This is a genomic window from Frigoribacterium sp. Leaf415, from assembly GCF_001424645.1.
GTDB lineage: Bacteria > Actinomycetota > Actinomycetes > Actinomycetales > Microbacteriaceae > Frigoribacterium.
The window spans coordinates 2,369,781-2,393,063 of record NZ_LMQR01000001.1 but is presented as its reverse complement, the minus strand read 5'-3'; the positions used below and the strand labels follow the sequence as shown (position 1 = coordinate 2,393,063).

27 protein-coding genes are annotated in these 23,283 nt (G+C 69.4%); 25 read left to right on the top strand and 2 right to left on the bottom strand.

Going from position 1 to position 23,283, the window contains the following annotated elements; translation table 11 throughout:
- Positions 1-35 precede the first annotated feature (35 nt).
- The 9 genes from rpsH to map all read left to right on the top strand — a co-directional run bounded on the left by rpsH (position 36) and on the right by map (position 5,758).
- Positions 36-434 (top strand): 30S ribosomal protein S8, encoded by a 399-nt coding sequence (gene rpsH, locus ASG28_RS11015; RefSeq protein ID WP_043593344.1) that lies wholly within the window; start codon positions 36-38, stop codon positions 432-434.
- A 6-nt stretch (positions 435-440) separates the two neighbouring features.
- Entirely contained in the window at positions 441-977 is a 537-nt protein-coding gene (rplF, locus tag ASG28_RS11010) for a 50S ribosomal protein L6 (protein ID WP_043593343.1), read from the top strand.
- A gap of 2 nt (positions 978-979) precedes the next feature.
- Positions 980-1,351, top strand: a complete 372-nt coding sequence (gene rplR, locus ASG28_RS11005) for a 50S ribosomal protein L18 (protein WP_043593341.1) — start codon at positions 980-982, stop codon at positions 1,349-1,351.
- Complete coding sequence (gene rpsE / locus ASG28_RS11000; RefSeq protein WP_043593339.1) at positions 1,348-2,088, top strand: 30S ribosomal protein S5; 741 nt, start codon at positions 1,348-1,350, stop codon at positions 2,086-2,088. The genes rplR and rpsE overlap by 4 nt, the downstream gene beginning before the upstream one ends.
- Complete coding sequence (gene rpmD, locus ASG28_RS10995; protein WP_043593338.1) at positions 2,088-2,273, top strand: 50S ribosomal protein L30; 186 nt, start codon at positions 2,088-2,090, stop codon at positions 2,271-2,273. Before rpsE ends, rpmD begins: the two co-directional genes overlap by 1 nt.
- Positions 2,273-2,908, top strand: coding sequence for a 50S ribosomal protein L15 (gene rplO, locus ASG28_RS10990; RefSeq protein WP_082059801.1), 636 nt, complete (start codon positions 2,273-2,275; stop codon positions 2,906-2,908). The genes rpmD and rplO overlap by 1 nt, the downstream gene beginning before the upstream one ends.
- Positions 2,909-2,980: 72 nt before the next feature.
- Entirely contained in the window at positions 2,981-4,303 is a 1,323-nt protein-coding gene (secY, locus tag ASG28_RS10985; RefSeq protein WP_055975035.1) for a preprotein translocase subunit SecY, read from the top strand.
- On the top strand, positions 4,300-4,920 hold the full coding sequence (locus ASG28_RS10980; RefSeq protein ID WP_055975032.1) for an adenylate kinase: 621 nt from the start codon (positions 4,300-4,302) through the stop codon (positions 4,918-4,920). Before secY ends, ASG28_RS10980 begins: the two co-directional genes overlap by 4 nt.
- Before the next feature lie 4 nt (positions 4,921-4,924).
- Complete coding sequence (gene map / locus ASG28_RS10975) at positions 4,925-5,758, top strand: type I methionyl aminopeptidase (protein WP_055975029.1); 834 nt, start codon at positions 4,925-4,927, stop codon at positions 5,756-5,758.
- A 50-nt stretch (positions 5,759-5,808) separates the two neighbouring features.
- On the opposite strand, the gene ASG28_RS10970 is transcribed toward map, so the two are convergent.
- A complete protein-coding gene (locus tag ASG28_RS10970) occupies positions 5,809-7,005 on the bottom strand; it encodes an LCP family protein (RefSeq protein ID WP_055975026.1) in 1,197 nt (398 codons plus the stop codon).
- Positions 7,006-7,304: 299 nt separating this feature from the next.
- On the opposite strand from ASG28_RS10970, the gene infA reads away from it, so the two are divergent.
- The 11 genes from infA to glmM all read left to right on the top strand — a co-directional run bounded on the left by infA (position 7,305) and on the right by glmM (position 17,010).
- The gene (gene infA, locus ASG28_RS10965) at positions 7,305-7,526 is read left to right on the top strand and encodes a translation initiation factor IF-1 (protein WP_043593329.1); all 222 of its coding nucleotides are present in this window, start codon (positions 7,305-7,307) and stop codon (positions 7,524-7,526) included.
- Between the two features lie 68 nt (positions 7,527-7,594).
- Positions 7,595-7,711: a 50S ribosomal protein L36 gene (rpmJ, locus tag ASG28_RS10960; RefSeq protein ID WP_043593327.1), complete on the top strand. Its 117-nt coding sequence runs from the start codon at positions 7,595-7,597 to the stop codon at positions 7,709-7,711.
- A gap of 190 nt (positions 7,712-7,901) precedes the next feature.
- Entirely contained in the window at positions 7,902-8,276 is a 375-nt protein-coding gene (gene rpsM / locus ASG28_RS10955; protein ID WP_043593325.1) for a 30S ribosomal protein S13, read from the top strand.
- 45 nt (positions 8,277-8,321) lie between these two features.
- Positions 8,322-8,720 (top strand): 30S ribosomal protein S11, encoded by a 399-nt coding sequence (gene rpsK, locus ASG28_RS10950; RefSeq protein ID WP_043593323.1) that lies wholly within the window; start codon positions 8,322-8,324, stop codon positions 8,718-8,720.
- A gap of 191 nt (positions 8,721-8,911) precedes the next feature.
- A complete protein-coding gene (locus tag ASG28_RS10945) occupies positions 8,912-9,907 on the top strand; it encodes a DNA-directed RNA polymerase subunit alpha (protein WP_043593322.1) in 996 nt (331 codons plus the stop codon).
- Between the two features lie 48 nt (positions 9,908-9,955).
- Positions 9,956-10,522, top strand: a complete 567-nt coding sequence (gene rplQ / locus ASG28_RS10940) for a 50S ribosomal protein L17 (RefSeq protein ID WP_055975023.1) — start codon at positions 9,956-9,958, stop codon at positions 10,520-10,522.
- Positions 10,523-10,683: 161 nt separating this feature from the next.
- Complete coding sequence (locus ASG28_RS10935; protein WP_055975021.1) at positions 10,684-13,449, top strand: ExeM/NucH family extracellular endonuclease; 2,766 nt, start codon at positions 10,684-10,686, stop codon at positions 13,447-13,449.
- Positions 13,450-13,561: 112 nt separating this feature from the next.
- Entirely contained in the window at positions 13,562-14,461 is a 900-nt protein-coding gene (locus tag ASG28_RS10930) for a tRNA pseudouridine synthase A (protein ID WP_235477763.1), read from the top strand.
- Between the two features lie 195 nt (positions 14,462-14,656).
- Positions 14,657-15,103, top strand: a complete 447-nt coding sequence (rplM, locus tag ASG28_RS10925) for a 50S ribosomal protein L13 (protein WP_043593314.1) — start codon at positions 14,657-14,659, stop codon at positions 15,101-15,103.
- Between the two features lie 32 nt (positions 15,104-15,135).
- Entirely contained in the window at positions 15,136-15,621 is a 486-nt protein-coding gene (gene rpsI / locus ASG28_RS10920; RefSeq protein ID WP_082059799.1) for a 30S ribosomal protein S9, read from the top strand.
- Positions 15,622-15,648: 27 nt separating this feature from the next.
- A complete protein-coding gene (gene glmM / locus ASG28_RS10915; RefSeq protein ID WP_055975018.1) occupies positions 15,649-17,010 on the top strand; it encodes a phosphoglucosamine mutase in 1,362 nt (453 codons plus the stop codon).
- A gap of 79 nt (positions 17,011-17,089) precedes the next feature.
- On the opposite strand, the gene coaA is transcribed toward glmM, so the two are convergent.
- On the bottom strand, positions 17,090-18,046 hold the full coding sequence (gene coaA / locus ASG28_RS10910; RefSeq protein ID WP_043593310.1) for a type I pantothenate kinase: 957 nt from the start codon (positions 18,044-18,046) through the stop codon (positions 17,090-17,092).
- An 83-nt stretch (positions 18,047-18,129) separates the two neighbouring features.
- On the opposite strand from coaA, the gene glmS reads away from it, so the two are divergent.
- The 5 genes from glmS to tsaE are packed head-to-tail and all read left to right on the top strand — an operon-like array spanning position 18,130 to position 23,228.
- On the top strand, positions 18,130-19,983 hold the full coding sequence (gene glmS, locus ASG28_RS10905; RefSeq protein WP_055975015.1) for a glutamine--fructose-6-phosphate transaminase (isomerizing): 1,854 nt from the start codon (positions 18,130-18,132) through the stop codon (positions 19,981-19,983).
- A 41-nt stretch (positions 19,984-20,024) separates the two neighbouring features.
- Positions 20,025-20,447 (top strand): holo-ACP synthase, encoded by a 423-nt coding sequence (locus ASG28_RS10900; RefSeq protein ID WP_055975013.1) that lies wholly within the window; start codon positions 20,025-20,027, stop codon positions 20,445-20,447.
- Positions 20,444-21,535 (top strand): alanine racemase, encoded by a 1,092-nt coding sequence (alr, locus tag ASG28_RS10895; RefSeq protein ID WP_055975009.1) that lies wholly within the window; start codon positions 20,444-20,446, stop codon positions 21,533-21,535. The genes ASG28_RS10900 and alr (ASG28_RS10895) overlap by 4 nt, the downstream gene beginning before the upstream one ends.
- Positions 21,532-22,668, top strand: coding sequence for an alanine racemase (gene alr / locus ASG28_RS10890; RefSeq protein WP_055975006.1), 1,137 nt, complete (start codon positions 21,532-21,534; stop codon positions 22,666-22,668). The genes alr (ASG28_RS10895) and alr (ASG28_RS10890) overlap by 4 nt, the downstream gene beginning before the upstream one ends.
- Positions 22,665-23,228 carry a tRNA (adenosine(37)-N6)-threonylcarbamoyltransferase complex ATPase subunit type 1 TsaE gene (tsaE, locus tag ASG28_RS10885; RefSeq protein WP_369814163.1) on the top strand — a complete coding sequence of 188 codons (564 nt, stop codon included), beginning with the start codon at positions 22,665-22,667 and terminating at the stop codon, positions 23,226-23,228. The genes alr (ASG28_RS10890) and tsaE overlap by 4 nt, the downstream gene beginning before the upstream one ends.
- Positions 23,229-23,283: the final 55 nt, after the last annotated feature.

Below are 23,283 nucleotides of genomic sequence, written 5' to 3'. Positions count from 1 at the left end.
GGATGTCGAAACCGGACGAGAAAGTGACAAACCGCATGACGATGACAGATCCGGTCGCAGACCTGCTGACCAGACTGCGCAACGCGAACTCGGCTTTCCACGAGACCGTGTCGCTCCCGAGCAGCAAGCTCAAGTCCCACATCGCCGAGATCCTCAAGCGCGAGGGTTTCATCGAGTCGTGGAAGGTCGAAGACGCCCGCGTGGGCCAGACCCTCACGATCGACCTCAAGTACGGCCCCGCCCGTGAGCGCTCCATCAAGGGCATCAAGCGCGTGTCGAAGCCCGGCCTCCGCGTCTACGCCAAGTCGACCGAGATCCCCCAGGTGCTCGGTGGCCTCGGTGTCGCCATCCTGTCGACTTCCTCCGGTCTGCTGACCGACCGTGAGGCCCAGAAGAAGGGCGTAGGCGGAGAAGTCCTCGCCTACGTGTGGTAACTCGTCATGTCTCGAATCGGAAGACTCCCCATCTCGATCCCTGCCGGGGTCGACGTGAAGATCGACGGCCAGGCCGTCAGCGTCAAGGGCCCCAAGGGTGAGCTGTCGCTCGTCGTCAAGAGCCCCATCGAAGCCAAGATCGAAGAAGGCACGGTCGTCGTGACCCGTCCGGACGACGAGCGCGAGTCGCGTTCGCTCCACGGCCTCACGCGCACCCTGATCGCCAACCAGATCATCGGCGTCACCGAGGGCTACACCAAGGGCCTCGAGGTCGTCGGAACCGGCTACCGCGTCCAGGCCAAGGGCTCGAACGTAGAGTTCGCCCTGGGTTACTCGCACCCCATCACCGTCGAGCCGCCCGCGGGCATCAGCTTCACGGTCGAGGGCAACAACAAGCTCACCGTCGTCGGGATCGACAAGCAGGCCGTCGGCGAGATGGCTGCCAACATCCGCAAGCTGCGCAAGCCCGAGCCCTACAAGGGCAAGGGTGTCCGCTACGCCGGCGAGGTCGTCCGCCGCAAGGCCGGAAAGTCAGGTAAGTAATCATGGGTCTCGGTACACGAGGAAAAAGCAAGTCGGCTGCCACCAAGCGCCGTCACACCCGCCTGCGCAAGAAGGTCGTGGGCACCGAAGAGCGCCCCCGTCTCGTCGTCACCCGTTCGGCCCGGCACGTCTTCGTGCAGGTCGTCGACGACAGCAAGGGCTTCACCGTCGCCAGCGCATCGACCCTCGAGGCCGACCTGCGCACGTTCGACGGTGACAAGACCGCGAAGTCCCGCAAGGTCGGCGAGCTCGTCGCCGAGCGCGCGAAGGCTGCGGGCATCGAGGCCGTCGTGTTCGATCGCGGCGGCAACAAGTACGCCGGACGCGTCGCGGCCATCGCCGAAGGCGCCCGAGAGGCTGGTTTGAACCTGTGAGCGACGCTACGAACACCACTCCCCCCGCAGAGACCGAAGCGACCAAGGCGCCGGCTGAGGCCGTTGTCGAGCGTCCCGTCGAGACCGCTGCCGGCTCGGAGTCGAACAACCGCGAGGGTGGTCGCACCGACCGCCGTGGCGGCCAGGGTCGCGGTGACCGCAACCAGGGTGGCCGCGGACGCGGCGACCGTGACGACAAGAGCCAGTTCCTGGAGCGCGTCGTCACGATCAATCGTGTGTCGAAGGTCGTCAAGGGCGGTCGTCGCTTCAGCTTCACCGCGCTCGTCGTCGTCGGTGACGGCAACGGGCTGGTCGGTGTCGGCTACGGCAAGGCCCGAGAGGTCCCCACGGCCATCAGCAAGGGCGTCGAAGAGGCCAAGAAGAACTTCTTCCGCGTCCCGCGCATCGGCAACACGATCCCGCACCCCGTGCAGGGTGAGGCCGCTGCCGGCGTCGTCATGCTGCGTCCGGCTTCGGCCGGTACCGGTGTCATCGCCGGTGGTCCCGTCCGCGCCGTGCTCGAGTGCGCCGGCGTGCACGACGTCCTGAGCAAGTCGCTCGGTTCGTCGAACACGATCAACATCGTCCACGCCACGGTCGAGGCGCTGCAGCAGCTCGAAGAGCCGCGCGCCGTCGCCGCCCGTCGTGGACTCGACATCGACGCTGTCATGCCGGCCTTCATGGTCCGTGCCGAGCAAGCAGCTCGTACCGCCGCAACCGAGAAGGCAGGTGCCTGATGGCCGCCAACCTCAAGGTGACCCAGATCAAGTCCGTAATCAGCGAGAAGCAGAACCAGCGTGACACGCTGCGGAGCCTGGGCCTCAAGCGCATCGGCCAGTCGGTCGTTCGCGAGGACACCAAGCAGAACCGCGGCTACGTCAACACGGTCGCCCACCTCGTGAAGGTCGAGGAGATTGACTAATGGCTGACGAGAAGAACGAGGCCGCCGCGAAGGCCGCCCCGAAGAAGGCCGCCGCCCCCAAGGCGACGACCACCAAGGCTGCAGCTCCCAAGGCTGCAGCCAAGAAGCCGGCGGCCGACAAGGCCGCTGCGTCGACGGGCTCGACCACCAAGGTCGCTCCCGCCTCGACGACGTCCTCCGACGACGTCGCGCGTCCCCAGGTGCTCAAGGTGCACCACCTTCGTCCGGCTCCCGGTGCCAAGAAGGCGAAGACGCGCGTCGGTCGTGGTGAGGGCTCGAAGGGTAAGACGGCCGGTCGTGGCACCAAGGGTCAGAAGGCCCGGTACCAGGTCAAGGTCGGCTTCGAGGGTGGCCAGATGCCGCTCCACATGCGGACTCCGAAGCTGCGCGGGTTCAAGAACCCGTTCCGCGTCGAGTACCAGGTGGTCAACCTCGAGAAGCTGAACGAGCTCTACCCGCAGGGTGGTGACGTCACCGTCGGTGACCTCGTCGCCAAGGGTGCCGTTCGGAAGAACGAGAAGGTCAAGGTCCTCGGACAGGGCGACCTGAGCGTCAAGCTCACCGTCGCGGTCGACAAGGTCTCCGGCTCCGCCGAAGACAAGATCGTCGCCGCCGGCGGGTCCGTCAGCAAGTAAAAATCACCTGAGGGGGTGGTCCGCCAGGGCCACCCCCATCAGTCGTCTATCCTTCATACCGGGAGGCCCCACGTGTTCAGAGCTGTCGCGCGCATCATGCGCACCCCCGACCTGCGTCGCAAGATCGGGTTCACGCTCGGCATCATCGCGCTCTTCCGGCTGGGTAGCTTCATCCCCGCGCCGTTCGTCGACTACCAGAACGTCCAGGCCTGCCTCGCCGGCAACCAGGGCACCTCGGGTCTGTACGAGCTCGTCAACCTGTTCAGCGGTGGCGCTCTGCTGCAGCTGTCGATCTTCGCGCTGGGCATCATGCCTTACATCACCTCGTCGATCATCGTGCAGTTGCTGCGAGTGGTCATCCCGCACTTCGACACCCTCTACAAAGAGGGCCAGTCCGGGCAGGCGAAACTCACCCAGTACACGCGGTACCTCACCATCGCCCTGGGCGTCCTCCAGTCGACGACCCTCATCACTGTGGCCCGCTCCGGCGCCCTGTTCGGCTCGTCGGGCATCGCCGAGTGCAGCCAGCTGATCACGAACGACGCCTGGTACGCCGTCATGCTCATGGTCGTCACGATGACCGCCGGTACCGGCCTCATCATGTGGATGGGCGAGCTCATCACCGAGCGCGGCATCGGCAACGGCATGTCGTTGCTGATCTTCACCTCGATCGCCGCCCGCTTCCCGACCGCCCTCTGGAGCATCGCCCAGTCGCGCAGCTTCGAGATCTTCCTGCTCGTCATCGCCGTCGGTCTGATCATCATGGCGCTCGTCGTATTCGTCGAGCAGTCCCAGCGGCGGATCCCCGTCCAGTACGCCAAACGCATGGTCGGGAGGCGAACCTACGGCGGAAACAACACGTACATCCCGATCAAGGTCAACATGGCCGGTGTCGTGCCGGTCATCTTCGCCTCGTCGCTGCTCTACCTGCCGGCCCTGGTGGCACAGTTCAACCAGCCCTCCGACGGCACGGCTCCGCCCGCCTGGGTCAGCTGGGTGCAGGCGAACCTCACCTCGGGTGACAACCCGCTCTACATGGTGCTATATTTCGCGCTCATCGTCGGGTTCACGTACTTCTACGTCGCGATCACTTTCAACCCCGAAGAGGTCGCCGACAACATGAAGAAGTACGGCGGGTTCATCCCCGGCATCCGTGCCGGTCGCCCCACCGCCGAGTACCTCGACTACGTGCTGACGCGTGTCACGCTGCCCGGCGCCCTGTACCTCGGCATCATCGCGCTCATCCCGTTGATCGCCTTGGCCACGGTCGGTGCGAACCAGAACTTCCCCTTCGGAGGCGCCAGCATCCTGATCATCGTGGGTGTCGGTCTCGAGACGGTCAAGCAGATCGACTCGCAGCTCCAGCAGCGTCACTACGAGGGCCTGCTCCGATGAGCGCCGCTGAGACCCGACTCAGCCCGCGCCTCCTCATCGTCGGTCCCCCCGGGGCCGGCAAGGGCACCCAAGCGGTCGCCATCGCCGACTCGCTGGGCATCCCGGCGATCTCGACCGGTGACATCTTCCGCGCCAACGTCAAGAACGAGACCGAACTCGGCCTCAAGGTGAAGGCGATCCTCGACGCGGGCGACTACGTCCCGGACAGCCTCACCAACGAACTCATCTCCGACCGGCTGTCGCAGGCCGACGCGGCCGAGGGCTTCCTCCTCGACGGTTACCCGCGCACCCTGCAGCAGGTCGAGTTCCTCGACGAGCACCTCGCCGAGCAGGGGCAGTCCCTGACGACCGTGGTCCAGCTCGTCGCCGACCGTGACGAGATCGTCGAGCGTCTCCGCAAACGTGCCCTCGACCAGGGCCGTTCCGACGACACCGAGGACGCCATCCGCCACCGGCAGGACGTCTACCTCCGCGAGACCGCTCCCCTGGTCGACACGTACCGACAGCGTGGCCTGCTGGTCGAGGTCGACGGGCTGGGCAGCATCGACGAGGTCGCCGGGCGCATCGAGTCGGCTCTCGCCGCCCGCGGGTTCACGTCCGTCGCTTCGGCCTCCTGACCTCGTGGCGTTCCGCCGCTCCGGCATCTACAAGACCGCCGACGAACTCCGGCGACTGGTCGCACCGGGACTCCTGACGGCTGCGTCGCTCGATGCCGTCCAGTCCGTCGTGCGACCCGGCGTGTCGACGCTCGAGCTGGACGCTGTCGCCGAGGCCGCCATCCGCGACGGTGGGGGAGAGCCCAACTTCATGTTGGTGCCGGGGTACCGCCACACGGTGTGCGCGTCGGTCGGTGACGAGGTCGTCCACGGCATCCCGGGCTCCCGCGTCCTGGCGGCGGGCGACCTCGTCTCGATCGACAGCGGCGCGCAACTCGACGGGTGGAACGGCGACAGCGCACGCACCTTCGTCCTGGACGACGCCGACCGACCCGACGTGGTGGCCGAGCGCCGTCGCCTCAACGAGGTCACCGAGCAGTCCCTCTGGCACGGCATCGCCGCCTTGGCGTCGGCTTCGCACCTCAACGAGGTCGGTGGCGCCATCGAGGACTACATCGACGCGCAGGGCGACTACGGCATCATCGAGGACTACACCGGTCACGGAATCGGTCGGTCGATGCACGAGGACCCGCCCGTCTTCAACTACCGCGTCCGCGGACGCGGCCCCGCCGTCCGGCCGGGCCTGGTGATCGCCATCGAGCCCATGGTGACGTCCGGCGGAATCGACACGGTCACCCACGACGACGGCTGGACCGTGAGCACGCGAGACGGCTCACTGGCCGCGCACTGGGAGCACTCGATCGCGGTGCACGCCGACGGCATCTGGGTGCTCACGGCACACGACGGTGGTGCCGCGGGGCTGGCGCCGCTGGGTGTGACTCCCGTCCCCATCGCCTGACCCGCGCCTCCTCGTCTCGTCTCGGCGACGCCGAGGAGGCGCGCTGCGGCTCAGCGGGACGAGCCGACGCTGCAGGTGGCTTCGGCCGCGGACTGCCCCGTGATCGTCGAGGGCAGCGTGGTGGTCGGCGCGGCCGTCGCGGCCGGGTCGGCAGGTGCCGCCGAGCCCGAGGTCGCGGCGGACGGCGTGGAGGTCGCTTCGGGTGCGGCGGGGGCCGTGGTCGCGACCGGTGCCGTCCCGTCCGCGACGGAGCCACGTCCCGCGCTGTCGTCGCCGAGGGTGAACTTCTCGTCGGCGTTCAGAGCGGCGTTGAGGGCTGCGGCGTCGGTCGTGGACTCGACCACCCGGTTCGAGTCGCGCGGGTCGTCGACGACCGGGTACTGGACGAAGACGATCCCGGCGGGCTGGATGTCCTTCAGTGCGAGGGCGAGGCGCACGAGCGTGTCGGGGGAGTTGAGGGTGGACGACAGCGTCATGTTGCTCAGGGCGGCCGAGGCGAGTTTGTACAGCGTCGTCACGTCGCCGAGCGTCCCGCCCGAGATGATCTTGCGCATCATCGACGACAGGAAGACCTGCTGCGAACTGATGCGGGCGATGTCGCTGCCGTCGCCCACGCCGTGTCGGGTACGCAGGAAGGCCAGTGCCTCGGCACCCTGTAGGGGGTGGGTGCCCGCGGCCAGATCGATGCCAGAGTCGGTGTCACGGATCGTCCGCGTGACGCAGACGTCGACCCCGCCGATCGCGTTCGACATCTCGATGACGCCGTCGAAGGTGATCTTGCCGGCGTAGGGGATGGCCAGCCCGGTCATGCCCTCGACCGTCTTGACGGTGCACGAGAGGCCACCGCGTCCGAGGGTCGTGTTGAACTGCACGTAGTCCTCGGCGGGGTAGACCTGGCCGTCGTCGCCCACGCATTCGGGCACGTCGATCATGAGGTCCCGGGGAAAGCTCACGGCCGTCAGCTGGGTGTGGTCCGCCGAGAGGTGGGCCAGGATCGTCACGTCGTTGCGGATGCCGTCCACCTCGCCGGCGTCGACCTGGCTGCCGTCGTCGCGTTCGTCGCTGCCCACCAGGAGGATGTTGGCACCGCCCTGGATGGCCGAGATGTCGACCCCGGCCACCTCGTCCTCGTTGCCGAGCGAGACGGTCTGCACCCCGGAGGTCGCGGTGCGGACCGCGATCGCCGCGACGGACACGCCGCTCACGAGTACGACGGCCATCGCCCCGGCGACGAGGGCCAGCAGCATGCGGGCCGGGCCTCGGCGAGGCAGTCGACCGTGGCGGGCGACCCCCTGAGGGGACGAGGGGGTGGTCGAGCGGTCAGGCATGGTGCTCCCGGCAGTCGTGATGCGTACCCGGCGAGACGACGACCGAAGTGGCCGACGGAGCTCGACGGGTGCTCCGGCGTGTCGGGTTGACCGGCCGGGTTGCTGAACTATAGCGGCATCACCTAGGATCGACCTTTGGTGTTCCATGTGCGTTTCTGCGCGCCTGGGCATCGCATCCCCGCACGACCAACACCCCTATTCTTAGCGACAGTGAGGCTATGGCCAAAAAAGACGGTGTCATCGAAATCGAAGGCGCAGTGATCGAAGCTCTGCCCAACGCGATGTTCCGCGTTGAGTTGACCAACGGACACAGGGTCCTCGCGCACATCTCCGGCAAGATGCGGCAGCACTACATCCGCATCCTGCCCGAAGACCGTGTGATCGTGGAGCTCAGCCCCTACGACCTGACCCGCGGCCGGATCGTCTACCGCTACAAGTAGGGCGTGCTGGAAAGGAACGGCCCCACGCACCCGTGGGGCACGAAGCCAGCGAGATCAAGGAAACAACGATGAAGGTCAACCCCAGCGTCAAGCCCATCTGCGAGCACTGCAAGGTCATCCGCCGCAAGGGCAACGTCATGGTCATCTGCAAGAGCAACCCGCGCCACAAACAGCGCCAGGGCTGACTCGACCGCCGCTCCTGCGGCGTGCCGATGCCGACCCGGCCGAGCCGGGTCACACAGCAACACCCTCCCAGCAGCACCAGAACTCGCCACGGTCACCCGACAGGGTGGGTGGAGGCGGGGGACACCCCGGGTCGGAGGCCCGGGCACCGGTGCTGTGACAGACCTCCACCATCTCTGAAAAGAGGCCATCATGGCACGTCTAGCAGGCGTTGACATCCCGCGCGACAAGCGCGTCGAAGTCGCACTGACCTACATCTACGGAGTCGGCCGCACCAGCGCGCTCAAGACTCTCGCCGAGACCGAGATCGACGGCAACATCCGCGTCAAGGACCTCACGGACGACCAGCTCGTCCTGCTCCGCGACTACATCGAGGGCAACTACAAGGTCGAGGGCGACCTCCGCCGCGAGGTGGCCGCCGACATCCGCCGCAAGGTCGAGATCGGCAGCTACGAGGGCATCCGCCACCGCCGTGGCCTCCCCGTCCGCGGCCAGCGCACCAAGACGAACGCTCGTACCCGCAAGGGCCCGAAGCGCACCGTCGCCGGCAAGAAGAAGGCTCGATAGGCCTCGGCTCCCGCCGTACGCCCCTCAAGGTTGTAGGAGAAAAAATTGGCAGCACCGAAGACGGCCGCGCGTAAGCCCCGCCGTAAAGAGAAGAAGAACGTCGCCGTGGGCCAGGCCCACATCAAGAGCACGTTCAACAACACGATCGTCTCGATCACCGACCCCTCGGGCGCCGTCCTGAGCTGGGCCTCGTCCGGCGCCGTCGGCTTCAAGGGTTCGCGCAAGTCGACCCCGTTCGCCGCGCAGCTCGCCGCCGAGTCCGCCGCCCGCCAGGCGCAGGAGCACGGTGTCAAGAAGGTCGACGTCTTCGTCAAGGGTCCGGGTTCGGGTCGCGAGACGGCGATCCGTTCGCTCCAGGCCGCAGGCCTCGAGGTCGGTTCGATCAACGACGTCACCCCCCAGGCGCACAACGGCTGCCGCCCGCCGAAGCGTCGTCGCGTCTAACTGAGTTACCGCCCGCCGCACCCGGCACGGGCCCCGTCACCGGGGTCCGCCGGGGCGGCGGGCTCCCCCGCGTCAGCACCGCCTCCCGCGTGTTCGCCCGAGGTGCCCACAACTCAACAGACCCGACGGGCCAGCCACCTGTCGTACCGCCAAGAGTCATATAGCGGACTCTTCGCCGAAAGGATTAATCAGTGCTCATTGCACAGCGCCCCACCCTCACCGAGGAGAACATCTCGGAGTTCCGCTCCCGCTTCGTGATCGAGCCGCTCGAGCCCGGCTTCGGTTACACCCTCGGCAATTCGCTGCGCCGCACGCTTCTCTCGTCGATCCCCGGCGCTGCTGTCACCAGCATCCGCATCGACGGCGTGCTGCACGAGTTCACGACCGTCCCCGGTGTGAAGGAAGACGTCACCGAGGTCATCCTCAACATCAAGCAGCTGGTCGTCGCCAGCGAGCACGACGAGCCCATCACGGCCTACCTGCGCAAGCAGGGTGCCGGCCAGGTCACGGCCGCCGACATCTCGGCTCCGGCCGGTGTCGAGATCCACAACCCCGAGCTCGTCATCGCCACGCTGAACGACAAGGCGAAGTTCGAGCTCGAGCTCACGATCGAGCGTGGCCGCGGCTACGTGTCGGCCGTGCAGAACCGCAGCGAGTTCAGCGAAGCCGGTCAGATCCCGATCGACTCGATCTACTCGCCCGTGCTCAAGGTCACCTACCGCGTCGAGGCGACGCGTGCCGGTGAGCGCACCGACTTCGACCGTCTGGTCGTCGACGTCGAGTCGAAGCCGTCGATCTCGCCGCGTGACGCCATCGCGTCGGCCGGTCGCACACTGACCGAGCTGTTCGGTCTGGCCCGCGAGCTCAACACCGCCGCCGAGGGCATCGAGATCGGCCCCGCGCCGGTCGACGCCGTCCTGTCGAGCGAGCTGCAGACCCCGATCGAAGACCTCGACCTGTCGGTCCGCAGCTACAACTGCCTGAAGCGTGAGGGCATCAACACGGTGTCCGAGCTGGTCGCCCTGTCCGAGACCCAGTTGATGAACATCCGCAACTTCGGTCAGAAGTCGGTCGACGAGGTGAAGGACAAGCTCGTCGAGCTCGGCCTCTCGCTGAAAGACACGGTCCCCGGGTTCGACGGAGCCCACTTCTACAGCGGTTACGACGAAGAAGAGACCACCAACTAGGTCTCTCCGCCCGACGCCCTCCACTCTCGACTCACTTAGGAACAGACAATGCCCAAGCCCACCAAGGGACCCCGCCTCGGAGGCGGCCCGGCGCACGAGCGCCTCATGCTGGCCAACCTGGCCGCCTCGCTCTTCGAGCACAAGACGATCAAGACGACCGAGACCAAGGCCAAGCGCCTCCGTCCCGTCGCCGAGCGTCTCGTGACCTTCGCGAAGCGTGGCGACCTGCACTCGCGTCGCCGTGCCATGCAGACCCTGCGCAACAACAAAGAGGCAGCGCACATCCTCTTCACCGAGATCGCCCCGCTGGTCGAGAACCGTGACGGCGGCTACACCCGCATCACGAAGCTCGGCTTCCGCAAGGGCGACAACGCGTCGATGGTGTCGATCGAGCTCGTCCTCGAGCCCGTGACCCCCAAGGTCAAGAACTCGAAGACCACCGCCACGGCGGCTCCGGTCACCGAGCCCGCCGACGACGAGCCCACCGAGGCCCCCGTCGACGAGACCGAGACGGTCGAGGAGTCCGCTCCCGTCGAGACCGAGACCGAGTCGGCTGCCGCCGACGAGGTCGAGGCCGACGCCGCTGCCAAGTCGGACGACGAAGCAGCCAAGTAGACCCACCAGCACCACCCGAAGGGCCCGTCACCGTGAGGTGACGGGCCCTTCGTCGTGCCCACAACGGGTGTCGTTTACCTGAGGGACACACGGGGGAAACCCGCCGGGCGGACGCGGGCTCTAGATTCACAGGGTCCTCTTACGAATCACCGAAGGAACCCATGTCACCCCGACCTCGACACACCGCACTGGGCACCGCCGCCCTCGTCGCCGGACTCTCGCTGCTGCTCGGCCCCCTCGTGCCGGTCGCGGCCGTCGCCGCCCCCGACGGCTCCGGCATCGTCATCAACGAGGCGTATCTGAAGGGTGGCAGCGCCAACCAGCCGTTCAACCGGAAGTTCGTCGAGCTCTACAACCCCACGTCGTCATCGGTGTCGTTGGCCGGCTGGTCGCTGCAGTACCGCCCGGCGACAGGTGCCGGAGCTTTCTCGTCGGCAGCCCTGACCGGCACGATCGCCGCCGACGGGTACTTCCTCGTCGCGATCCCGGGCAACGGCACCACGGGAGCGGATCTGCCCGAGCCCGACGCGAGCGTCTCGCTCAACCCCAGCGGGACGACGGGCACGCTGGTGTTGTCGAACGCCACCACACCCGTGGCGCCTGCCCCCGGCTCGATCACCGCCGGTACGCCAGGCGTCGTCGACCTGCTCGGTTACGGCACGTCGAACACCTACGAGACGTCGGTCGCTCCTGTCACGGGCACCAACCAGACGCCGAACTCCGTGGCCCGGGCAGGCGGGGTCGACACCGACGTCAACTCGGCCGATTTCTCGACGCAGACCACCGTCACCCCGCAGAACTCCGGCGGCACGGGCAGCGAGCCCGGCCCCGAGCCCGAGCCGCAGCCCGAGCCGACCCCTGAGGCCGACGTGACGATCGCGCAGATCCAGGGCGTGACCGGCACGAGTCCGTTCGGCGGTCGCACGGTGACCACGCGCGGCATCGTCACGGCGACCTACCCCACGGGCGGCCTGGACGGCTACGTCATCCAGACCCCGGGGACCGGAGGCGCGCTCGACCTGGCGACGCACGTCGCGTCGGACGCACTGTTCGTGTACTCCGCGAGCACCGCCTCCTCGGTCGCCGTGGGCGACTACGTCGAGGTGGACGGGACGGTCACCGAGTTCTTCGGCCTGACGCAGATCACCGTCACCGGTGCGTCCTCGCTCAGGACGCTCGACGCCTCGCCCGTCGTGGCGCCGCGGGCGGCGACCGTCGGCCTGCCGGCCACGGACGCCCAGCGGGAGACGCTCGAGAGCATGCTCGTGCTGCCCCAGGGCGAGTTCACCGTCGCGGACACCTACACGACGAACCAGTACGGCGAGGTGAAGCTCGCCTCGGGTGACCGGCCGCTGATCCAGCCCACCGAGGTCGCCCGTCCGGGTTCGCCCGGCTACGCGGCGGTGGTCGCCGACAACGCGGCCCGTGCCGTGACCCTCGACGACGGTGCCACGACGAACTTCTTCACGGCGGCCAACCAGTCGATCCCGGTGCCCTACCTCTCGAACGAGGACCCGGTGACGGTGGGCGCTTCCGTGGCTTTCACGAAGCCGGTCGTGTTCGACTTCCGCAACTCGGCCTGGAAGTACCAGCCGACCGCCCGTCTCACCGGAGACACCGCCTACGGCGACCTGCCGGTCACGTTCGAGGACATCCGCACCGACGCCCCGCGCGAGGTGGGAGGCGACGTGAAGCTCGCCAGCTTCAACGTGCTGAACTACTTCACGACGACGGGTGACTCGATCCCCGGGTGCACCTTCTACGACGACCGGGCGGGGAACCCGCTCACCGTGAACAGCGGCTGCGACGCCCGCGGTGCGGCGAACGCCGCGAGCCTCGAGCGGCAGCAGGTGAAGATCGTCACGGCGATCAACGCGCTGGGTGCCGACGTCGTGTCGCTCGAGGAGATCGAGAACTCGGCCCGCTTCGGCGAGGACCGCGACTCGGCCCTCACCACGTTGCGCGACGCCCTGAACGCCGCGGCGGGCAGTGCCGTCTGGGAGTTCGTGCCGTCGCCCCCCGCCTCGGCGCGGCCCGCCAACGAGGACGTCATCCGTCTCGCCTTCATCTACAAGAAGGCCGTCGCCGAGCCCGTCGGCGGGTCGACGATCCTGACGGGTTCGGCCGCCTTCAGCAACGCGCGGCAGCCGCTCGCGCAGGCCTTCCGTCCCGTCGGCGGCGACGCCGAGTCGACCTTCGTCGCGATCGCGAACCACTTCAAGTCGAAGGGCAGCGGTTCGGGCACGGACGCCGACCAGGGCGACGGCCAGGGTGGTTCGAACGGCTCGCGCGTCAACCAGGCGAACGCCCTGGTCGCCTTCGCCGCCGAACGCGAGGCCGCTGCGGGAACCGACAAGGTGTTCCTGTTGGGCGACTTCAACGCCTACAGCCAGGAGGACCCGATCCAGGTGCTGCGGGCTGCGGGCTACGTCGACCTCGGTTCCACCGAGACCGACGAGTACAGCTACGTGTTCAGCGGCCTCAGCGGTTCGCTCGACCACGTGCTCGCCTCGCCCGCCGCGGCGGAGGCCGTCACGGGCGTGGACATCTGGAACATCAACTCGGGTGAGGGCATCGGCCTCGAGTACAGCCGCTTCAACTACAACGTGCGGCAGCTCTATCAGGCCGACCAGTTCCGCTCGAGCGACCACGACCCGGTCGTCGTCGGGGTGTCGCTGCTCGCCGCTCCCGTCGATCCGGTGCCGCCGGTGACCGACCCGGGCACGACGCCCGGTGCGGGCGCCGACCCGAGCACGCCGGGTGCTCCCGGCGCCGTCTCGCCGGGCACCACGGCACCGACCGCGGACGGCTCGCTGGCCTTCACGGGTTCCGCGCCCCTGGCCGGGTGGCTCGCGCTCGCCCTGGTGCTGATGGCGATGGGCGGCACGGTCCTCGTGGTCCGGCGCCGCGCCTCCCGCGTGGGCTAGGCGGACACGCCGGACGGCGGTCGCGACCCGGGTGACCGGGTCGCGACCGCCGTCGTCGTCCGACCGACCGGCAGGCCGAGGAGGCGCGGTGTCGGCCCCGTAGGATCGTCGGGTGACGATCGACGCCCCGGCCCTGACGCGCCTCCGTCTCGGGGTCGCGTACGACGGCACCGGCTTCTCGGGCTGGAGCGAGCAGCCCGGACGTCGCACGGTGCAGGGCGAGATCGAGGCCGCGCTGCAGACGCTCTTCCGCCGGCTGGGCGACGTGCCGACCGTGACCGTGGCGGGCCGCACCGACGCCGGTGTGCACGCGCGCGGGCAGGTGGTGCACCTCGACCTCACCGACGCCCAGATCGCCCAGTTGCAGAAGCCGCACCGCGGCATGCGCGACCAGTCGCCGCTCGACGCCCCGACCGTGCTGGCCCGGCGGTTGAACGGGCTCGCGGGCGCGACCGACGAGATCGTCATCTCGGGTGCGCGAGTCGCGCCTCCTGGTTTCCACGCCCGGTTCGGCGCCCTCTGGCGACGGTACGAGTACCGCATCGCCGACCGCGGGGCCGAACGCGACCCGACGAGGCGCGGTCACACCCTCTGGTACGACCAGCGCCTCGACCTCGACCTGATGAACGCCACGGCCGCGGGCCTGCTCGGCCTGCACGACTGGGCCGCCTACTGCCGGCACCGCGACTACGCGACCACCATCCGCGAGCTGCAGGAGTTCTCGTGGAGGCGCGAGGCCGACGGCGTGCTCGTCGCCTCGGTGCAGGCCGACGCGTTCTGCCACAACCTCGTGCGCAACCTGGTGGGCGCCTGCGTCGCCGTCGGCGAGGGAGCGATGGAGGCGCATCGTGCGGAGGGCGTGCGGCGCGAGGCCCAGCGCAACGGCGAGTTCCGCGTCGTGCCCGCCCACGGGCTCACGATGGTCGAGGTCGGTTACCCGCCCGACGACGAGATGGCCGCCCGGGTGGCCCTGACGCAGGTGAAGCGGTCGCACGACCAGCTGGGGGAGTGACTGCCTCGCGCGAGGCGGGCGGCGGTTGACCGTCTCGCCTGTCTCGGGTAACGTGGCCTCTTGGTGTCTGCGCAACTGCGCGCTTTCGCCCGAAGTTGAGCCCTCCACCTGACTCGTTCTCATCGTCTCTGCGGTGACAACGGCAACGGAGCGGGATTCACGAACCTCTCACCTCGACCAGAAAGCAGCACTACTGTGACGCGCACTTTCTCCCCCAAGCCGGCTGACGTTCAGCCGAACTGGCTGATCATCGACGCCAACGACGTCGTGCTCGGCCGCCTCGCGAGCCACGTGGCAGCCCTGCTGCGCGGCAAGCACAAGCCGACCTTCGCCCCCCACATGGACATGGGCGACTTCGTCATCGTCATCAACGCCGACAAGGTGGCCCTCACCGGCTCCAAGCTGGCCGAGAAGCTCTACTACCGTCACTCGGGCTACCCGGGCGGCATCACGGCCACCACGTACTCCGAGATGGTCGAGAAGCACCCCACCCGTGCGGTCGAGAAGGCCATCCGTGGCATGCTGCCGAAGAACTCGCTGGGCCGTGCCCAGATCAAGAAGCTGAAGGTGTACGCGGGTGCCGAGCACCCCCACGCTGCTCAGCAGCCCACGGTTTACACCCTCGACCAGGTCGCCCAGTAGCGTCCGCCTTCAGACTTAAGGACCCCCACACAGTGGCTCAGATCGCAGATTCCATCGACCAGGCTCCCGAGAGCTTCACCACCGAGAGCTCGGCCCCCGAGGCCGCCGCGACGCCCCGCCCCGTGCTGAGCGTCGGCGGTTCCGCCGTCGGTCGTCGCAAAGAGGCCATCGCCCGCGCGCGCCTCACGCCCGGCTCCGGCACGATCGTCGTGAACGGTCGCACCCTCGAGGACTACTTCCCCAACAAGCTGCACCAGCAGCTGATCAACGACCCGTTCAAGGTCCTCGACCTGCTCGGCTCGTACGACGTGGCCGTCAAGGTCACCGGTGGCGGCCCCTCGGGCCAGGCCGGTGCCCTCCGTCTCGCCATCGCCCGTGCGCTGAACGAGATCGACCGCGAGAACAACCGCGCCACGCTCAAGAAGGCCGGCTTCCTCACCCGTGACGCCCGCGTCATCGAGCGCAAGAAGGCCGGTCTCAAGAAGGCCCGCAAGGCCTCGCAGTTCTCGAAGCGCTAACCAGCACCACACAAGGCAGGTCTCGCGATGTCGCGTTTGTTCGGTACCGACGGTGTCAGAGGCCTCGCCAACCGTGAGTTGACCGCCGCGCTCGCCCTGGGGCTCTCCCAGGCGAGCGCGGTGGTGCTCACGAAGGGGCATCACGCCGATGCCCGCCGCGCCGAGGGGCGGCGACCCGTCGCCGTCGTCGCGCGCGACCCCCGCATCTCCGGTGAGTTCCTCACCGCCGCCGTCTGCGCCGGGCTCGCCAGTTCCGGCGTCGACGTGCTCGACGCCGGGGTCATCCCGACCCCCGCCGCGGCCTTCCTGGTCGACGACATCGGCGCCGACTTCGGCGTGATGATCAGTGCCTCGCACAACCCGGCTCCCGACAACGGCATCAAGTTCTTCGCCTTCGGCGGCACGAAGCTGCCCGACGAGGTCGAAGACCGCATCGAGGCCGCCATGGCCGATCCTCAGCTGATGCCGATCGGTGGCGACGTCGGTCGCATCCGTCGCTTCGCCGACGCCGAGGACCGGTACGTGCTGCACCTCCTCGGTGCCCTGCCGAACCGGCTCGACGGCATCCACGTCGTGCTCGACTGCGCCCACGGCGCCGCCTCGGCCGTCTCGCCCGAGGTCTTCACCGACGCCGGCGCGACCGTCACCCTGATCGGTGCCGACCCCGACGGCGTCAACATCAACGACGGCGTGGGCTCCACCCACCTCGACAACCTCGCGAAGGCCGTCCTCGAGCACGGTGCCGACGTCGGCATCGCACACGACGGTGACGCCGACCGCTGCCTGGCCGTCGACGCCACGGGTGCGGTGGTCGACGGCGACCAGATCATGGCCATCATCGCCCTGGCCCAGAAAGAGCGCGGCGCGCTCGTCGGCGACACCCTCGTCGCGACCGTCATGAGCAACCTCGGCCTCATCCGCGCCATGGCCGACCACGGCATCACGGTCCGTCAGACCAAGGTCGGCGACCGCTACGTGCTCGAGGACATGAACGAGCACGGCTTCACCCTCGGCGGCGAGCAGTCCGGCCACATCGTCTTCGCCGACTACGCCACCACCGGCGACGGCATCCTCACCGGCCTCTCGCTCGTGGCGCGCATGGCCGCGACCGGCAAGAGCCTGGCCGAGCTCGCCTCGGTCATGACGGTCTTCCCGCAGATCATGATCAACGTGCGCGACGTCGACCGTTCGCGCGCGGCGTCCGACGAGGGCGTGGCCGAGGCCGTGCGCCGGTTCGAGGCCGAGCTCGGCGACACCGGCCGGGTGCTGCTCCGCCCCTCGGGCACCGAGCCCGTCGTCCGCGTGATGGTCGAGGCCGCCGACCAGGAGACCGCCGACCGCGTCGCCCACGCGCTGGCCGACGTCGTCCGCGAGCGACTCGCCCTCTGAGCCGCGCGGCGGACGGGGCGCGTCGTCGTGGTGACGGCACCCGCGCCTCCTGACCGGGACGCGACGTCGTCGCGGCGGGTCAGATCTTGCGCAGCAGGACCGAGCTGACCTTGTGGTCGGCGGCCTTCCGCAGGACGAGCGTCGCCCGTGACCGGGTCGGCAGCACGTTCTCGATCAGGTTCGGTTCGTTGACCGACTTCCAGATGCCCGAGGCGAACGACCTGGCCTCGGGTTCGCTCATGTCGGCGAAGCGGTGGAAGAACGAGCGCTCCTGGGTGAACGCGCTCTTCTGCAGGGCGAGGAACCGGTCGACGAACCAGTTCTCGATGTCGCCCGTACGGGCGTCGACGTAGACCGTGAAGTCGAAGAGGTCGCTCAGGGCGAGCCGGCCGGCGACGGCGGGCTGCAGCACGTTCAGCCCCTCGACGATCAGGATGTCGGGCCGGCGCACGACGACCTCGGCGCTCGGCATGATGTCGTAGCTGGTGTGCGAGTAGAACGGGGCGCGCACCTCTTCGGCGCCGCTCTTGACCTGCGAGACGAACCGCAGCAGGTGACGGCGGTCGTACGACTCGGGGAACCCCTTGCGGCTCATGATGCCGCGGCGTTCGAGCTCGGCGTTCGGGTAGAGGAACCCGTCGGTCGTGACCAGCTCGACGCGGGGGGTGTCGTCCCAGCGGCTCAAGAGTTCACGCAGGAGGCGCGCGACGGTGGACTTGCCGACGGCCACCGACCCGGCGACGCCGATCACGAAGGGCGTGCGTTGCGCCCGTTCGCCGAGGAAGTCGCTCGTGGCCCGGTGCAGGTTGCGGGCGCCGGCGGCGTACAGGTTGAGGAGGCGGCTGAGCGGAACGTACACGTCCTGCACCTCGCGCATGTCGAGGCGGTCGCCGAGGCCGCGCAGCTGCACGATCTCGGTCTCGGTCAGCGGCAGGCGCGTCGTCGGAGCCAGGTCGGCCCAGGCGTCGCGTCCGATCTCGACGAAGGGGCTCGCGTGCACGGCGGAGGGCGCGGTCGTCGGGTTGGCTTCGGCCATGCGCACGAGGCTACCGGTCCGGGGTCGGCGCGAGTCGGCACGGCCCGCCGGGCTCTCGGACGGGAACCTCTAGGATCGACCGCATGTGTGGAATCGTGGGATACGTCGGAACGGGTGACAAGAGCATCGAGGTGCTGCTGGGCGGCCTCAAGCGACTCGAGTACCGCGGGTACGACTCGGCGGGAGTCGCCGTGATCGACGCCGCGGGCGACCTCGGCACCCGCAAGAAGGCCGGCAAGCTGCAGATGCTCGTCGACGACCTCGAGGCGACGCCGCTCACCGACGGCACGACCGGCATCGGCCACACCCGGTGGGCGACCCACGGCGGCCCGACCGACGCGAACGCTCACCCCCACCTCGCCGACGACGGCAAGCTGGCGCTCATCCACAACGGCATCATCGAGAACTTCTCCGAGCTCAAGGCCGAGCTGCTCGCCGAGGGCGTCGAGTTCCTCAGCGAGACCGACTCCGAGGTCGCCGCGCACCTGGTCGCCCGGGCCTACCGCGCCTCCGGCGACCTGACCGAGGCCCTGCGCACGGTCGTCAACACCCTCGACGGCGCCTTCACGCTGCTCGTCGTGCACGCCGACCAGCCCGGCGTCGTCGTCGGCGCCCGCCGCAACTCGCCCCTGGTCATCGGCTTGGGCGACGGCGAGAACTTCCTCGGCAGTGACGTCGCGGCCTTCGTGGCCCACACCCGTCGTGCCATGTCGATCGGTCAAGACCAATTGGTGACGATCCGTCCCGACTCGGTCGAGGTCGTCGACTTCACCGGCGCGCCGGTCGAGACGAGCGAGTTCGAGGTCGACTGGGACGCCTCGGCCGCCGAGAAGGGCGGCTGGTCCAGCTTCATGGCGAAGGAGATCAGCGAGGAGCCCGAGGCCGTCGCCAAGACGCTGCTCGGCCGCATCACCGCCGACGGTGCCGTGACCTTGTCCGAGCTCGACGGCGTGCGCGAGCGCCTGCTGACCGTCGACCGCGTCATCGTCATCGCCTGCGGCACCGCCGCCTACGCCGGCATCCTCGGCAAGTACGCCATCGAGCAGTGGGCCCGCGTGCCCGTCGAGGTCGAGCTGGCCCACGAGTTCCGGTACCGCGACCCGGTGCTCGACGAGAAGACCCTCGTCGTGTCGATCAGCCAGTCGGGCGAGACGATGGACACCCTGATGGCCGTCAAGTACGCCCGCGAGCAGGGTGCCCAGGTGCTCTCGATCTGCAACACGCAGGGTTCGACGATCCCGCGCGAGTCCGACGCCGTGCTCTACACGCACGCCGGCCCCGAGGTCGCCGTCGCGTCGACCAAGGCGTTCGTCGCCCAGGGCACCGCGCTCTTCCTGCTGGGCCTGCACCTCGCGACCCTGCGCGGCACGCTCAGCACCGAGGCCATCGCCGAGCAGGTCGCCGACCTGCACGAGATCCCCGGCAAGATCGAGCAGGTGCTCGAGTCGTCCGAGCGCATCAAGACCCTCGCCGGCTGGATGGCCGACACCCGGTCGGTCCTGTTCCTCGGTCGCCACGTGGGCTACCCGATCGCCCTCGAGGGGGCGCTCAAGCTGAAAGAGCTCGCCTACATCCACGCCGAGGGCTTCGCCGCCGGTGAACTCAAGCACGGCCCGATCGCCCTGATCGAGCCCGGTCAGATCGTCTTCGTGATCGTCCCCAGCCCGCGCGACCCGCGCTCGCTGCACCCCAAGGTCGTCTCGAACATCCAAGAGATCCGTGCGCGCGGCGCCCGGGTCATCGCGATCGCCGAAGAGGGCGACGCCGCGGTGCTGCCCTTCGCCGACGAGGTGCTGCACATCCCGCTGGCGGCCCCGCTCTTCGAGCCCCTGCTGTCGGTCGTGCCCCTGCACATCTTCGGCATGGAGCTCGCCGCCGCCAAGGGCCTCGACGTCGACCAGCCGCGCAACCTGGCCAAGTCGGTCACCGTCGAGTAGCGGGTCGTGCAGCCGGGGCAGGGCGTCAAGCGGGTGAGGACGTGATCGTGGGCATCGGCGTCGACGTCGTCGACCTCGAACGCTTCGACCGCTCGATCGAGCGCACCCCGACACTCGCGACGCGACTGTTCCGGGCTGACGAACTCGTCCTGCGGGACGGCAGCCCCCGCGGGCGCCAGTCGCTTGCGGCCCGCTTCGCCGCCAAGGAGGCGCTGATCAAGTCCCTGGGCGGCTCCACCGGGGTGCGCTGGCACGACGTCGTCGTCGTCTCCGACGACCAGGGAGCCCCGTCGCTCGTGCTCAGCGGGGGAGCACGGTCGCTGGCGGACTCGCGAGGCGTCACGCGCCTCCACCTGTCGCTCAGCCACGACGGCGGGGTGGCGGTCGCCTACGTGGTCGCCGAGGGCGACGGCCGCGTCGCTGCCGACCACGACGACGCACACCACGAAGGGGCAGACCGATGACCCACGACGTCACCGTCACCGTCGACACGGCCGCGCTGCGACACAACGTCGAGGTGCTGCGGGCGGCCGTCGCGCCGGCCGCCGTCATGGCCGTGGTCAAGGCCAACGCCTACGGCCACGGTGCCGTCGAGTGTGCCCGGGCCTTCGTCGAGGCGGGCGTCGACTGGCTCGGCGTGGCCGACCTGACCGAGGCCGTGGCCCTGCGACGAGCCGGTGTCGAGGCGCCCGTGCTGGCCTGGCTGCACGCGCCCGACGAGGACTTCGTCGAGGCCGCCGCGCTCGGCATCACCCCGGCCGTGTCGAGCGTCGACCAGCTCGAGGCGGCCGTGGCGGCCGGCGTCCGGGCGGTCCACCTGGCGATCGACACGGGTCTGAGTCGAAACGGGGCCGTCGAGTCCGAGTGGCCCGAGCTGTTCGAGCGTGCGGCCGGCCACGCCGGCGTCGTGCCGGTCGAGGGCCTCATGACCCACGTGTCGAACGCCTCGTCCGAGGAGGACGGCCTGCAGACGGCCCGCTTCGCCCGCGCCTCCCAGATGCTCGACGAGCGGGGCGTTCGGCCGCCACTGCTGCACGTCGCCGCCTCGGCGGCGGCGCTCGACTACGTCGGGTCGAGGGCCACGATGGTGCGCTTCGGTCTCGCGAGCTACGGGCTCAGCCCCTACCCCGACCGCACGTCGGCCGAGCTCGGCCTGCGTCCGGCCATGACCGTCACGGCGCCGGTGACCACCGTCAAGCGCATCCCGGCGGGCGAGGGCGTGTCCTACGGCTACCTCTTCCGCCCCGAGCGCGACACGTCGATCGCGATCGTGCCGGTGGGGTACGCGGACGGCATCGACCGGGCCGCGAGCGAGCGCGCGTCCGTCACGATCGGCCGGCGCACCTACCGGGTCCGCGGGCGCATCGCCATGAACGCCCTCGTGATCGACGTGGGCGACGACCCCGTCGAGATCGGTGACGAGGTCGTGCTGTTCGGCGACCCGACCCTGGGCCGGCAGTCCGCCGCCGACTGGGCCGAGGCCATGGGCGGCATCACCTACGAGGTCGTGGCCTGCCTGGCCGCCGGCCTCACCCGGAGGTACACCGCATGAGCGCCGCGACGTCCCTGCGCCGGGCCACGGTCGACCTGGCCGCGTACCGGGCGAACCTCGAGTCGTTGATCGCCCGTCTCGACCCTGTCGAGATCCTGGCCATCGTCAAGGCCGACGCCTACTCGCACGGGGCCGACGTCCTCGTGCCCGAGGCCGTGGCGGCGGGCATCCGCTGGTTCGGCACGGTCGAGCTCGCGCCGGCCCTGAGGATGCGACGCCTGGGCATCGGCGGCGACGCGTCGTTCTTCGCCTGGCAGCTGAGCCCGTCCGACGACCTCGAGGCCGCCGTCGACCTGCACGTCGACCTGGGGGTGTCGACCCTCGACCAGCTCGAGTCCGTGGCCGCGGTCGCGCGGGCACGCGGTGGCGTCGCCCTCCTCCACCTGACGATCGACACCGGGCTGCACCGCGAGGGCTGCCTGCCCTCGGACTGGCCGGTCTTCGTCGCCCGTGCCGTCGAGTTGCGCGACGAGGGCGTGGTCCGCCTGCGCGGCATCTTCTCTCACGTCAGCGAGACGAGCGAGGCCGACGACCAGGCCGCGGCCCGGGTGTTCGAGAAGGCCGTGGCCGACGCCGAGGCGTTCGGTGCGACCGTCGAGAAGCGGCACATGTCGTCGAGTTCGGCCGCGCTCGAGCACCCCGAGCGGCGGTTCGACATGGTGCGCATGGGGTCCAACGGCCTGGGCATCCCCGTGACCGAGGGCGTGACCGCCGCCGACCGCGGACTGCGTCCGGTGCTCACGCTGAGCGCGTCCGTCGTCAAGGTCAAGCGCGTCGCCGCGGGCACCGGGGTCTCGTACGACTACACGTTCCGTGCCCCGTCCGACACGACGCTCGCGCTCGTGCCCCTGGGCTACGCCGACGGCGTCAGCCGCCGGGCGCAGGGGGCGGTGCACGTCGTCGTGAACGGTGCGCCGCGGCCGATCGTGGGCCGGGTCGCCATGGATCAGTTCCTGGTCGACATGGGCGACGACCCGGTCGCGGTCGGCGACGAGGTCGTGCTGTTCGGGCCGGGCGACCGGGGAGAGATGACGATCGGCGAGTGGGCCGACGCCACCGACACGATCCCCGAAGAGGTCGCCTGCCGCGTCGGCGCCCGGGTGCCGCGCGTCTACGTCGGCGGCCGCCCGTGACCATCTCGGGCGCTCCCGTCGAGCTCACGGTCGCCGACTCCGACGCCATGGAGGCGCTGGGGCGTCGGGTGTCCAGCCGGCTGCGAGCGGGTGACCTGCTGGTCCTCACCGGACCGCTCGGAGCCGGCAAGACGACCTTCACGCGCGGCCTCGGCGAGGGGCTCGAGGTCCGCGGGCAGGTGGCGAGCCCGACGTTCGTCCTGGCGCGCACGCACCCGACCGCGTCGGGCACGCCCTTGGTGCACGTCGACGCGTACCGGTTGTCGGGCGAGGCCGAGCTCGACGACCTGGACCTCGACTTCGAGGGCTCGATCGTGGTCGTCGAGTGGGGTGCGGGGCTCCTCGACGGGGTGTCCGACTCGTGGCTCGACGTCGTGATCGAGCGACCGACGGGAGCGGTCGAGAGGCACGGTGTCGGTGCGTCCGAGGGCGAACCGGTGGACGACGGGCACGCCGACGAGTCGGACGCGCCCGATCTCGAGACGCCGGACGAGCCGAGACGCGTGACGATCACCCCGCACGGCACCCGCTGGGCCGACACGGCCCTGCTCGCCGACTGACCGGCGCGGGCGCGGATGCCCCCACCGGGGGTCGTGAGGACTGCTCCGCTCCGGG

Excerpts from the sequence above, each read along its gene's own strand:
- rpsH (WP_043593344.1), top strand. The coding sequence starts at position 36 with ATGACGATGACAGATCCGGTCGCAGACCTGCTGACCAGACTGCGCAAC.
- rplF (WP_043593343.1), top strand. The coding sequence starts at position 441 with ATGTCTCGAATCGGAAGACTCCCCATCTCGATCCCTGCCGGGGTCGAC.
- rplR (WP_043593341.1), top strand. The coding sequence starts at position 980 with ATGGGTCTCGGTACACGAGGAAAAAGCAAGTCGGCTGCCACCAAGCGC.
- rpmD (WP_043593338.1), top strand. The coding sequence starts at position 2,088 with ATGGCCGCCAACCTCAAGGTGACCCAGATCAAGTCCGTAATCAGCGAG.
- rplO (WP_082059801.1), top strand. The coding sequence starts at position 2,273 with ATGGCTGACGAGAAGAACGAGGCCGCCGCGAAGGCCGCCCCGAAGAAG.
- ASG28_RS10980 (WP_055975032.1), top strand. The coding sequence starts at position 4,300 with ATGAGCGCCGCTGAGACCCGACTCAGCCCGCGCCTCCTCATCGTCGGT.
- ASG28_RS10970 (WP_055975026.1), bottom strand. The coding sequence starts at position 7,005 with ATGCTGCTGGCCCTCGTCGCCGGGGCGATGGCCGTCGTACTCGTGAGC.
- infA (WP_043593329.1), top strand. The coding sequence starts at position 7,305 with ATGGCCAAAAAAGACGGTGTCATCGAAATCGAAGGCGCAGTGATCGAA.
- rpmJ (WP_043593327.1), top strand. The coding sequence starts at position 7,595 with ATGAAGGTCAACCCCAGCGTCAAGCCCATCTGCGAGCACTGCAAGGTC.
- rpsM (WP_043593325.1), top strand. The coding sequence starts at position 7,902 with ATGGCACGTCTAGCAGGCGTTGACATCCCGCGCGACAAGCGCGTCGAA.
- rplQ (WP_055975023.1), top strand. The coding sequence starts at position 9,956 with ATGCCCAAGCCCACCAAGGGACCCCGCCTCGGAGGCGGCCCGGCGCAC.
- ASG28_RS10935 (WP_055975021.1), top strand. The coding sequence starts at position 10,684 with ATGTCACCCCGACCTCGACACACCGCACTGGGCACCGCCGCCCTCGTC.
- glmM (WP_055975018.1), top strand. The coding sequence starts at position 15,649 with ATGTCGCGTTTGTTCGGTACCGACGGTGTCAGAGGCCTCGCCAACCGT.
- coaA (WP_043593310.1), bottom strand. The coding sequence starts at position 18,046 with ATGGCCGAAGCCAACCCGACGACCGCGCCCTCCGCCGTGCACGCGAGC.
- glmS (WP_055975015.1), top strand. The coding sequence starts at position 18,130 with ATGTGTGGAATCGTGGGATACGTCGGAACGGGTGACAAGAGCATCGAG.
- alr (WP_055975009.1), top strand. The coding sequence starts at position 20,444 with ATGACCCACGACGTCACCGTCACCGTCGACACGGCCGCGCTGCGACAC.
- alr (WP_055975006.1), top strand. The coding sequence starts at position 21,532 with ATGAGCGCCGCGACGTCCCTGCGCCGGGCCACGGTCGACCTGGCCGCG.